At 68.6% G+C, this 11,698-nt stretch carries 10 protein-coding genes and 1 other RNA gene; 9 read left to right on the forward strand and 2 right to left on the reverse strand.

The genetic code is table 11. The features are described 5' to 3' along the window. Positions 1–2 precede the first annotated feature (2 nt). Positions 3–677, reverse strand: a complete 675-nt coding sequence (locus Q0812_RS09870; RefSeq protein WP_302110167.1) for a GNAT family N-acetyltransferase — start codon at positions 675–677, stop codon at positions 3–5. Positions 678–1,041: 364 nt separating this feature from the next. On the opposite strand from Q0812_RS09870, the gene ettA reads away from it, so the two are divergent. From ettA to Q0812_RS09895, 5 genes are all read left to right on the forward strand, one after another. Beyond that, positions 1,042–2,709, forward strand: a complete 1,668-nt coding sequence (gene ettA / locus Q0812_RS09875; RefSeq protein ID WP_302110168.1) for an energy-dependent translational throttle protein EttA — start codon at positions 1,042–1,044, stop codon at positions 2,707–2,709. 131 nt (positions 2,710–2,840) lie between these two features. Next, a complete protein-coding gene (locus tag Q0812_RS09880) occupies positions 2,841–5,633 on the forward strand; it encodes a M10 family metallopeptidase C-terminal domain-containing protein (protein ID WP_302110169.1) in 2,793 nt (930 codons plus the stop codon). Positions 5,634–5,682: 49 nt separating this feature from the next. Further along, entirely contained in the window at positions 5,683–6,612 is a 930-nt protein-coding gene (locus Q0812_RS09885) for a 2-hydroxyacid dehydrogenase (protein WP_302110170.1), read from the forward strand. A 79-nt stretch (positions 6,613–6,691) separates the two neighbouring features. Continuing rightward, a complete protein-coding gene (locus tag Q0812_RS09890; RefSeq protein WP_302110171.1) occupies positions 6,692–7,654 on the forward strand; it encodes an ArsR/SmtB family transcription factor in 963 nt (320 codons plus the stop codon). A 16-nt stretch (positions 7,655–7,670) separates the two neighbouring features. After that, positions 7,671–8,354, forward strand: a complete 684-nt coding sequence (locus Q0812_RS09895) for a class I SAM-dependent methyltransferase (protein ID WP_302110172.1) — start codon at positions 7,671–7,673, stop codon at positions 8,352–8,354. A gap of 6 nt (positions 8,355–8,360) precedes the next feature. Here Q0812_RS09895 and Q0812_RS09900 read toward each other — a convergent pair whose 3' ends face one another. Next, on the reverse strand, positions 8,361–9,065 hold the full coding sequence (locus Q0812_RS09900) for a hypothetical protein (protein WP_302110173.1): 705 nt from the start codon (positions 9,063–9,065) through the stop codon (positions 8,361–8,363). A 182-nt stretch (positions 9,066–9,247) separates the two neighbouring features. On the opposite strand from Q0812_RS09900, the gene Q0812_RS09905 reads away from it, so the two are divergent. The 4 genes from Q0812_RS09905 (at position 9,248) to rnpB (ending at position 11,522) form a co-directional block, all read left to right on the forward strand. Next, positions 9,248–9,922, forward strand: a complete 675-nt coding sequence (locus tag Q0812_RS09905) for a TerB family tellurite resistance protein (protein ID WP_302110174.1) — start codon at positions 9,248–9,250, stop codon at positions 9,920–9,922. 102 nt (positions 9,923–10,024) lie between these two features. Continuing rightward, on the forward strand, positions 10,025–10,348 hold the full coding sequence (locus Q0812_RS09910) for a hypothetical protein (RefSeq protein WP_302110175.1): 324 nt from the start codon (positions 10,025–10,027) through the stop codon (positions 10,346–10,348). Positions 10,349–10,416: 68 nt separating this feature from the next. After that, positions 10,417–11,115, forward strand: coding sequence for an N-acetylmuramoyl-L-alanine amidase (locus Q0812_RS09915; protein ID WP_302110434.1), 699 nt, complete (start codon positions 10,417–10,419; stop codon positions 11,113–11,115). Between the two features lie 32 nt (positions 11,116–11,147). Next, positions 11,148–11,522: RNase P RNA component class A (gene rnpB, locus Q0812_RS09920), an RNA gene on the forward strand. Positions 11,523–11,698: the final 176 nt, after the last annotated feature.

The following is an 11,698-nucleotide window of genomic DNA, read 5'->3' on the forward strand; positions in this document are numbered from 1 at the left end:
GGTCATCCCGTGATCCCCAGCATCACCATAGGACGCCTGATGGCCAAGCCAAGCGACTCATAAAGGGCGATGGCGCCGGTGTTCTCGGCATAGGCGTGCAGGAACGGCGTCTCGCCGCGCGCCAGGATGCGCCGGATCACCTCGCCCATCAGGCCGGCGGCCAAGCCCTGACCCCGGTGGTCGGGATGGGTGCAGACGCCGGAGACCTCGGTGAAGCCGTCGGGCTTCATGCGCTCGCCCGACATGGCGATCAGGCGCCCCTCGCGCCGCACCCCGATGAAGCCGCCCAGGCGGTGCGTGCGGGTGGAGTAGGGGCCGGGCCTGGTCAGCAGGGCCAGCTCGCGCATCTCATCGGCGTCCGCGTCGTCCAGTTCGGAGAACGCGAATTCGGGCGCAGGCGGGGGAGGACCGCCGGCCCAGATCATCTGCACGAGGGCCGGGTAGGCGAAGGCGTCGATCCCTGGCGGCAGGAGCGGATCCGCCTCGACCACGATGATGTCGCCGTGCTGGGCGGCCAGGGCCTTGAGGGCCGCGAAGCTGTCGGGCGCGGCGTCGTCGCAGGCGCCGAAGGGGGTGTATTCCGGTGCGAAGCGGATCGCGCCTCCGCTCCGGATCGCCAGCGGCGCCTGGCGGGAGTTCAGCGCGCTCCAGATGGGGCGGTCCAGCGGATGGGTCATGGCCAAGGTCTAGGCCTGCTTCGCGGGTGTGCGCCAGTGGGTCGAAGCGGGCATGCGACGGCCCACCCCTCCACCCCCTGCGGGGGGTCCCCCTCCCCATCTGGCGATGGGGAGGAGACAGGAAGGTCTAGGCCCCCTCATCCGGCGCTTACGCGCCACCCGTCGGCGGCTCGTATACGAGCCTTCTCCACCCACCAGAGGAGAAGGGATTGGTGGTGTCCTCTCACAGCCGCAGGACATTCGGACGGGCAGGCATCACGTCAACGAGCGCTCGCAAGGCGCAGCCCCTAGCCCTCAGGCGCGGCAGCGGCTAAATCCGCGCCCGAACCTCCCCCAACTCCCTGAACGGACGGCGCGAGCACCCATGGCGCAGCAGTACATCTTCCAGATGCAGGGCCTGACCAAGGCCTATCCCGGCGGCAAGAAGGTCTTCGAGAACATCTGGCTGAGCTTCTATCCCGACGCCAAGATCGGCGTCGTCGGCGTCAACGGCTCGGGCAAGTCGACCCTGCTCAAGATCATGGCGGGGATCGACAAGGAGTTCTCGGGCGAGGCGCGGGCCGCCGACGGCACCAAGATGGGCTATCTGGAGCAGGAGCCCCAGCTGGATCCGGCCCTGGATGTGTGGGGCAACGTCATCGCCTGGTGCGACGAGAAGAAGACCTTCGACCGCTTCAACGCCGTCGCCGGCGAGCTGGGCGAGAACTACACCGACGAGCTGATGGAGGAGATGACCGCCCTTCAGGAAAAGCTGGACGCCGGCGACCTGTGGGACATCGACAGCCGCATCGAAATGGCCATGGACGCGCTGCGCTGTCCGCCCAACGACTGGCCCGTGGACAAGCTATCGGGCGGTGAGAAGCGCCGGGTGGCCCTGGCGCGCCTGCTGCTGTCCAAGCCCGACATGCTGCTGCTGGACGAGCCCACCAACCACCTGGACGCCGAGTCCGTGGCCTGGCTGCAGCACCACCTGGAGCAGTTTCCCGGCTGCGTGATCCTGGTCACCCACGACCGCTATTTCCTGGACCAGGTGACCAAGTGGACGCTGGAGCTGGATCGCGGCAAGGGCATTCCGTACGAGGGCAACTACTCGGCCTGGCTGGAGCAGAAGGCCAAGCGCTCGGCCCAGGAGGAGCGCGAGAACGAGGGCCGCCAGCGCGCCATCGCCCGCGAGCTGGAGTGGGTGCGCTCCAGCCCCTCGGCCCGCCGGTCCAAGTCCAAGGCGCGTCTGGCCGCCTATGACCAGATGGTCACCGAGCAGGAGAACGCCCGCGGCGCCCAGACCTTCGCCCAAATCCAGATCCCGCCGGGGCCGCGCCTGGGCAATCTGGTGATCGAGGCCGAGGGCCTGGCCAAGTCGTACGGCGACAAGTGCCTGTTCAAGGACCTGACCTTCAAGCTGCCGCCCAACGGCATCGTCGGCGTGATCGGCCCCAACGGGGCGGGCAAGTCGACCCTGTTCAAGCTGATCACCGGCCAGGAAAAGCCCGACGCCGGCGACATCCGCCTGGGCGAGACGGTGCAGCTGTCCTACGTGGACCAGAGCCGCGACGCCCTGGACGGCAAGAAGACCGTCTGGGAGGAGATCTCGGGCGGGCTGGACGTGATGGTGGTGGGCAAGCGCGAGATCAACTCGCGCGCCTATGTAGGCAGCTTCAACTTCAAGGGCGGCGACCAGCAGAAGAAGGTGGGCCTGCTGTCGGGGGGCGAGCGCAACCGCGTGCACCTGGCCAAGACGCTGGCCACCGGCGGCAACGTCATCCTGCTGGACGAACCCACCAACGACCTGGACGTGGAGACGCTTCAGGCGCTGGAGGCGGCGCTGGAGGACTTCCCCGGCTGCGCCGTGGTCATCAGCCACGACCGCTGGTTCCTGGACCGGCTGTGCACCCACATCCTGGCCTTCGAGGGCGACAGCCACGTGGAGTGGTTCGAAGGCAACTTCGAAGCCTATGAAGAGGACAAGAAGCGCCGCCTGGGCGCCGACAGCCTGATCCCCAAGCGCATCAAGTTCCAGAAGTTCGGGCGGTAGGGCGGCGTCCCTCGGGGGCTTATCGCCGCGCATATGCGACGAGCGGCCGTTTTGCGGGGTCGAACGTCACATATCGTCGTTGCGCTGAGCGCCAGCGGCCCTAGTCTGCCTTCAGCGAGGGAGACGGCCCCATGTGCTGGATCTGTGCGGGCGAGGGCGGCGGACTGTCGCCTCTGGCGTTCTCGGGCGGCGACGGACCGCAGGCGGCGCTGCCCGTGTTCAGCAACCAGCAGGTGATCGCCCAGATGCTGCGCTGGAATGCGCGCTGGGACACGCCGGTCATCAACTATGCCTTCCTGGAGCAGTTGCCCGGCTATCTGAGCGGTCAGCAGTGGTGGCAGGGCGCCATGCCCTTCACGGCGCAACAGCGCGAGGCGGCGCATCTGGCTTTCCAGCTGCTGGGGGACATCATCCCGATCAGCTTCGTGGAGGTGGCCGACAACCAGCAGGCGCTTTCGCTGAGCAACCAGCGGATCACCCTGATCCGGTCCTCCACCTTTCCGAACTGGGCGACCGCCGCGGCCAACCCGCAGGGCGTGGGGGTCGACAACCTGATTGACGGGCGCGAGCAGATCTACGGCAGCGACACCGTCTTCGGAAACAACTGGTCCGGCAGCTTTCTGCCGGGCTTCCGGCCCTTTTCGGTGCTGATGCACGAGATCATCCACGGGCTGGGGATACCGCACCCGGGCGAATACAACCGCAACGCCAACGAGGCGATCGTCTACGGCACCCACGCCGACTACGCCCAGGACAGCGGCCAGTACACGGTCATGTCCTATTTCGGCGCGCACGAGACGGGCGCCTTCCACGGCGGCAGCTATGCGGGCACGCCGTTGCTGCACGACGTCATGTACCTGCAGGCGCTCTACGGGGCGAACATGACCACGCGGACGGGCGACACCGTCTATGGTTTCAACAGCACCGCCGGGCGGCGGCCCTACGACTTCACCCTGAATCCGCTGCCGGTGGTGTGCATCTGGGACGCCGGCGGGCAGGACACCCTGGACTGCTCGGGCTATGCCGCCACGCAGCGCGTCGACCTCAGCCCCGGCAGCTTCAGCAATGTGGGCGGCCTGACGTTCAACGTCGCCATCGCCTGGGGCGCCTGGATCGAGAATGCGGTGGGCGGCAGCCTGGCGGATCAGCTGATCGGCAACGACCTGGACAACCGGCTGGAAGGACGGGCCGGGGCGGACGAGCTGTGGGGCGGGGCGGGCGATGACATCCTGTACGGCGGCTCAGGGGACGACCGCTTCGATGGCGGGGTGGGCGACGACCTGGTGATCGGCGGCGAGGGCCTCGATATCGTCGCCTATGGCGGCGCCCGCTCGTCCTACAAGGTCTTCCAGGCCGACGGCTGCTGGTGGGTGGTGGGAGTGGACGGGATCGATCGTCTGCACGGGGTCGAGCGGATCGAGTTCTCTGATCTGGTAGTCGACATTGCGGATACGCGGCGTCCAGAGGGCTTTGGCGGCGATGGCGAATACAGGCCGATCCTGAGCCTGGCGTTCGAGGTCTGCGAGCCCCCCGCGAACACGCTTCTGGCCGCTGATAAGCCTAGTTGGGATATCGGTCAGGTCGTGGAGAATTTTCTGCGGCTGGACCGGGCCTGGCCGACCGCGACGATCCCGTACGGTTTTGCGCTCGGACTTCCCGAAGGATTTGAGGAACAGGCGGTCATCTTTTCCGAGATGTGGCGGCCTTGGCTTCGTCTCGCCATGGACATGCTGTCGGACGTCGCCTCGCTGGATTTTGTGGAGACGCCGCCGGAGGCGCCGTCCGAAGGCCGCATTAATCTTGTCGGCGTGCATGCCGGCGCTCAGTATTCCGGCGCTGCGGCGACTTCCGTCATCAATGGCGTGATCACGGAATCCCATCTTCTCATGAATGCTGACGTTCATTCATACCCGTGGTCGCTTGGCGGCGGCAGTCTGAGGACCATGATCCACGAGCTGATGCATACGCTCGGGTTTCCTCACCCTGGGAATTACAATGGCGCCGGAAGCAACTATGCGGCGCATGCAGAGTATGCTCAGGACACCAGACAGTATTCTGTCCTGTCATATTTCGCGGCCGCGGAAAGCGGCGCCAATCATGTGTTCTATGAGGGTGCGATCGGTTTTGTCATCGCCGCATCGACGCCACTGTTGCATGATGTGGCGGCGCTTCAGTCCCTCTATGGGGTCAATATGAGGGCGCGCACGGGTGATACGGTCTATGGCTTCAACAGCACAGCAGACCGCATTTCCTACGACTTCACGTTACACGCCAAACGACCCGTCGTTTGCATCTGGGATGCGGGCGGGGAAGATACGCTTGATTGTTCCGGCTATGCCGAGAACCAGAGGATATCTCTGGATCAGGGCGCCTTTTCCGACGTGGGCGGCCTGACGATGAACGTTTCGATCGCCTATGGAGCCTGGATAGAGAACGCCGTCGGCGGGTTGGGCCTGGACACCATAACCGGCAACGACCTGGACAACCGCCTGGAAGGACGGGCCGGGGCGGACGAACTGTGGGGCGGGGCCGGAGACGACATCCTCTACGGCGGCTCAGGCGACGACCGTTTCGATGGCGGGGTGGGTGACGACCTGATGATCGGCGGCGAGGGCCTTGATATCGTCGCCTATGGCGGCGCCCGCTCGTCCTACAAGGTCTTCCAGGCCGACGGCTGCTGGTGGGTCGTGGGAGTGGACGGGATCGATCGTCTGCACGGGGTCGAGCGCATCGAGTTCGCCGATCAGGTCATTCAGCTGACCGGCGGCGGTGAGCCGGACTTCCCCCCCGCGACCGCGCCGGATGCGGCGCCCGTGCTCGACAAGGCGCCGGCCTGGCCGCACGGAGCGGATCTCGCCCTTGAGCCGGAGCGCCTCCATACGCCGGTCTGGTGGGAGCGACTGGAGCACGACTGGATCCTCTGACCCGGGCGGGGCTTGACGCCGACGGGCGCCGAGCGGCCAACTTCGCCCCATGCCTGACAAGCCCGCCGTCCTGATCGTGCCGCGCCAGCTGGGCGTGCTGACCCCCATGCTGGAGAGCCTGGCCGAGGTTCATCGGCTGTGGGAAGGGCCGCAGGCCGACACGGCCGCAACGATCCGCGCCCTGGTCGTGCTGGGCGAGCAGGAGCTGGACCGCAAGCTGGTCGAGAGCCTGCCGAACCTGGGCCTGATCGCCTGTTTCACCGCCGGCTACGACGGCATCGACGTGGCCTGGGCGCGAGGCCGGGGTCTTCAGGTCAGCCATGCGCCCGCGGTCAATCATGAGGACGTGGCCGACCACGCGCTGGGCCTGTTGCTGGCCCATCGGCGCGGCATCGTCGCCGGAGACCGCCAGGTGCGCGAGGGCGGCTGGGATCCGAACGCCCGAACCATCTCTCAGTCGGTGGGCGGCGCCCGGGTCGGCATTGTGGGGCTGGGGGCCATCGGCCAGGCGATCGCCCGGCGCTGCGAGGCGTTCGGCATGCGCGTCAGCTGGTGGGGTCCGAACCCCAAGCCGGACGCGACCTGGCCGCGAGCCGCATCCTTGCTGGAGCTGGCGCGGGCCAGCGATGTCCTGATCGTCGCCTGCCGGGCCGACGAGACCAACCGGGGCCTGATCTCGGACGAGGTGATCGCGGCGCTGGGCCCCTCCGGCCTGCTCATCAATGTGGCGCGCGGCAAGCTGGTGGACGAAGACGCCCTGATCGCCGCTCTGAAGGCGGGCCGCCTGGGCGGCGCCGCGCTGGATGTCTTCGAAGACGAACCGACGCCGGCGGCGCGCTGGCGGGACGTGCCCAACACCGTGCTGACGCCCCATGCGGGCGGCGCGACCACCGGCGCGGTGCAGGGGATGGTGGGTTTGCTGCTGAAGAACCTGGCGGCCTATTTCGAGACCGGACGGCCGGCGACGCCGGCGCCGTGAACCCAGCGCCGTGAGCCTGGCGCGCCGGCTCGGCAGTTCGGGCTTGCGATAAGCGTATCCGCATATCCTTATGTCTCTCATGACGATGAGCGCCGACCAGGCCGTTGACGTGCTGCGCGCCGCGGGCGAGCCGACCCGCCTGCGCATCCTGACCCTGCTTGCGTCGGAGGAGCTGTCGGTCATGGAGCTGGCGCGCATTCTGGAGCAGAGCCAGCCGCGCGTGTCGCGCCACCTCAAGCTGCTGACCGACGCGGGGCTGATCGAACGGTTTCCCGATGGCGCCTGGGTCTTCTACCGCCTGCCCGTGGAGGGGCCGGGCCGGCGCCTGACCGACGCGCTGCTCGACCTGATGGACGACCCCGCAGCCGACCGCGACCTGGCGGCGCTGGAGGCCGTGCGCGACGAGCGCAAGCGAGAGGCCCAGGCCTATTTCGAGCGCGTGGCCCCGCGCTGGGACGAGATGCGTTCGCTCTATGTGGCCGAGAGCGCCGTAGAGGCCGCGGTGGAGCGCGCGGCGGGCCCCGGGCCCTTCGAGCGGCTGGTGGACCTGGGGACCGGCTCGGGACGGATGCTGACCCTGCTGGGCAAGCGCGCCAAGGTCTCCATCGGCCTGGATCTGTCGCAGCAGATGTTGAACGTCGCCCGCTCGCGCGTGGCGGAACAGGGCCTGCCCAATGTGGAGCTGCGCCACGGGGACATATTCGGCACGCGTCTGCCGGGCGGCACGGCCGACCTGGTGGTGGCCCATCAGGTGCTACATTACCTGAGCGATCCGGCGGCGGCGGTGCAGGAGGCGGCGCGCCTGCTCATGCCGGGCGGCCGCCTGCTGATCGTCGATTTCGCTCCGCACGACCTGGAGCGGCTGCGCACCGAGCATCAGCATCGCCGGCTCGGCATCGCCGCCGAGGAAATGAACGTGTGGCTGGAGCAGGCCGGTCTGACGCCGGAGAAGCCCGTCTATCTCAAGCCGGACGGCGAGGGCCTGACGGTGGTGATCTGGACCGCGCGCCGGTCGCGCGATCAGGCGCGGGCCGCCGCGTGAGCAGGACAGGGTCGGCATGAAGGCACTGCACTTCGACGACGCGGATTTCGCCCGCCACTATGTGGAGGACGGTCCTGGCCGGTTCGTGCCCGGCTACGCCGTGATGCAGCGGATGGCCGCGCAACTGATCGCCGAGCGCGCGCCGGAGGGCGCCGACATACTGGTGCTGGGCGCCGGCGGCGGACTGGAGACCCTGGCGCTCGCGCAGGTTCAGCCGAACTGGCGCTTTCATGGCGTCGATCCGTCTGCCGAGATGCTGGCCTTGGCCAAGACGGTCTGCGGCCCCGTACTCAGCCGCACGGAATGGACCGAAGGCTATATTCAGGACGCCCCGGCCGGTCCGTTCGACGGAGCGACCTGCCTGCTGACGCTGCACTTCGTCCCCGACGACGGCGGCAAGCTGGAGACCCTCGGCGCCCTGCGCCGTCGGCTGAAGCCGGGCGCGCCCCTGGTGCTGGTGGACCTATGCCTGGATAAGGCGGCCAGCAATTACGACGACCGGCGTGACCGCTACGCCCGGTTCGCCCTGAACTCCGGCGCCGATGCGGATGACGTCGAGGCGACCCGCACCCGGCTGAAGGAGGTGCTGCACACCGTCCCGCCCGCGCGCAACGAGGCGCTGCTGGCGGAGGCCGGGTTCAAGGGAATCGAGCTGTTCTACGCCGGCCTGTCCTGGCGCGGCTGGGTGGCGTACGCCTGAGGGGCGTCAGCCCGGCTGGCGGTTCAGGCGCTCGGTGACCGAGCCCGTGGCGGGCTCGGCAGCGGCGGGGGCGGGCTCGGGCGCGGGATCCTCGGCGGTTTCACCGTCGGCCGAGACCTCGGGCTGTTCCGCCACGGGATCGGGCTGCGGGTTCAGCAGTTCCGGCGGCAGGACCTCTTCGCGGGTCAGCCCTACATCGACCAGGTTGAGCGGCGGGGTGGTGATGTTCTGGCGGATGCGGCGCGCGGCGTGCTCGCAGCGGCCCGGCAGGCCGAAGAAGGTGTTGTAGGCCTCGGTGCGGGCCTCGACGCTTTCGTTCTCGAGATAGGGCGCCCAGCGGGCCAGGGCGGCCTGGCGGCCCGCCTCGGCGGCCTCGACCTGTTCGTCGGTGTGACGCGAGCGGCCTTCGTCCAGCGCGGACTGGAAGTCGGTGCGCTCCAGGCGGCCCAGGCGCAGAAGCTCGGCGTCGGACTGGTCCGCCGGAATGCTTTCGCCGATGCGGACATGGCCGTCGATCAGGCCCACGCACCAGCCGACGAAGGCGTAGTCCTCGCTGGGCGCGCCCTCGGGCAGGGGCCAGGCATAGGCCATGGCTTCGCGACGGTTCAGCTCTTCGCGGGTTTCGCGCGGGGCCTGCACCGCCGTGGCGATGGGGCCGTCATCGGGAGTCTGCGCGGAAAGGGCGAGGGCGAAGGCGAGTACGCTCAGCATGGGCAATGATCCAGATTGTCAGGCGAAAAGACTGCGCCAGAAGCGGCCGGGTGATCCGGCCCCACGATCCTGGCGTTTATTAGACGCGCAACGCCGAAGGCCGCAAACAGGTTCTCGCAGTGGACTTATCACGCCGTTCTGTGGCACTTCGGCCCTTCCTCCCCGTTTCGGCTTTCGGCAGCATGGGCCTGTTATCGCGCATCGTCGGCTCCAAGGGCGGCCAGCCCCGCAAGGATGGCCGGACGCCGGGCTGCGCCGAGCGGGACGGGGACTTCACCGCGTCGGTCACGGCCCTGGGCGCCAAGCTGGCGGGCGCGGACGGCGAGGCCGGCGCCGCAGAGTTCGCGGCCTTCACCGAGGCTTTCCAGCCGTCAGCCGCCAACCTGAAGGACGTGCGTCGGCTCTACGACCTGGCCCGCAGGACGACCGCCGGGTACGAAAGCTACGCCCGGCGGCTGTACAAGCGATACGGCGGCTGCCCGCGCATGCTGGAAGGCGTGCTTGAGGGCCTGTTCCACGTGGCCGCCGCCGACGGCGCCGCCACCGCCAGCGAGCTGGACTATCTGAAGCGCGTGGGCGAGCTTTTCGGCCTGGAGCCGCTGGTCTTCCGCCGCCTCAAGGCGGTCTATTTCGGCCTCGACGCCGACGACCCCTATGTGATCATGGGCGTGGGGCCCGAGGTCAGCGACGCCGAGCTGGCCCAGGCGAGGCGCCGGCTGCTAGCCGACACGCACCCTGACCGACTGAAGGCGAGGGGCCTGCCGCCGAGCTTCGAGGGCGTTTTCGCCGCCAAGGCTGCGGCCGTGAACGCCGCCTTTGACGAGATCATGCGCGAGCGGCGCCTTGAGACGGTCTGAGCGGCCTACACGGACCCGTGCATTGACGCGACGGCCCCGGATAACGACATTGGGCGACGTGGCCGCCCTTTTGCGGCCATCCAGCCGGGTTTCAGTGTCCGCATGAACGTGCAGAACGGCCGCGTCTTTCGCCTCCATCTTTCGCCCGCCCCGCCCGCGGGGCGGGGCTTTCTCGCCCGTCTGGTCTGGCTGATCGGCGCCGCCGTGGCGACCGTGGCCGTGGCCATCGGCGCCGTGCTGGCCCTGCTGGCCGCCGCCGTCGTGGCCGTGCTGGCCGCCTTCGCCGCCGGGATCATGTGGCTGACCGGCGCCTTCCGCCGCAAGCCGCCGCAGCGCCGGGCGGACGACGCCCCCGACGGGGTGATCGAAGCGCGCCGCATGGGCCATCGCTGGGTCGCCTACGGCTGGGATCAGGCCGGCCGGTGACATCCGGACGGCTGGAGTTCATCGAGGCGCCGTCTCCCAATTTCGACGCCAGGTCCGCCCCGCCGGACATGATCGTGCTGCACTATACCGGCATGCAGACCGGCGAGGCCGCCATCGCCCGGCTGCGTGACGCCGAGGCGCGCGTCTCGGCCCATTACGTGGTCGAGGAGGACGGCCGCGTCTTTCGGCTGATCTCCGAAGAGCGCCGCGCCTGGCACGCGGGCAAGGGATCCTGGCAGGGTGAGACCGACTGCAACGCCGCCTCCATCGGCATAGAGATCGTCAATCCCGGCCACGAGTTCGGCTATCGCGCCTTTCCGGAGGCGCAGGTCCAGGCGGTGATCGCCCTGGTTTCCGACATCCGCGAACGCTGGACCGTGCCGGACTGGCGCATCATCGGCCATTCGGACCTGGCGCCCACGCGCAAGGAGGACCCGGGCGAGCTGTTCCCCTGGAAGGACCTGGCCCGCGCGGGCCACGGCCTGTGGTTCGAGCCCGCGCCCGAGCGCATCGCCGCGCTGGGCCCGCCGCTGAAGCCCGGCGACGAGGGTCTGGGCGTGCATGTGCTGCAGTCGGGCCTGCGCCGCCTGGGCTATGGGATCGAGATCACCGGCCGCTATGACGAGCTGACGGCCGCGGTGGTCACCGCCTTTCAGCGCCACTGGCGACAGGCCAGCGTAGACGGCGTGGCCGACGGCGAGACCCGCGCGCGTCTGGTGGGTCTGCTGCAACTGGCCCAGGCCGAGAGCGTCACCGGCGTCATTTGATTTCCTGGTCGCGCAGGGCCATCTTCCCCTCGCCAGACGGCCGGGCGGTCGCGGCGGGGCTTCGGTCCCGTCGAGGAAAGTCCGGGCTCCACGGTGAAAAGGCGGCGGATAACCTCCGCCCGGGGCGACCCGAGGGAAAGCGCCACAGAAAGCAAACCGCCCTCTTCGGAGGGTAAGGGTGAAAGGGTGGGGTAAGAGCCCACCGCGTTCCTGGCGACAGGGACGGCATGGCAAGCCCCGCCTGGAGCAAGACCGAATAGGGGCGTCGCGCGGGCTTCGGTTCGCAGGCTTCACCGGCCCAGACGCCCGGGTAGGTCGCGAGAACCGCTCAGTAATGGGCGGTCCAGAGGAATGACCGTCGCCGCCTTCGGGCGGGACAGAACCCGGCTTACAGGCCGTCTGGCATTTACTCTTCCCGCTACCGCTCGCGACGCGGTCGCTCGCTGCTTGAGCGGGGGATTGTCCTTTCCGCTACCGCTCGCGTCACGGTCGCTCGCCGCCCGAGCTGTGGGCTGTCGCATGGCCGCCACAGCCGCATCGTGGTGAATGAAAGGTCAACAAGTGTCATTGCGTCCCAATCTGG

Origin of the sequence: Peiella sedimenti, from assembly GCF_030504955.1 — a bacterium.
Taxonomy (GTDB): domain Bacteria; phylum Pseudomonadota; class Alphaproteobacteria; order Caulobacterales; family Caulobacteraceae; genus Brevundimonas; species Brevundimonas sedimenti.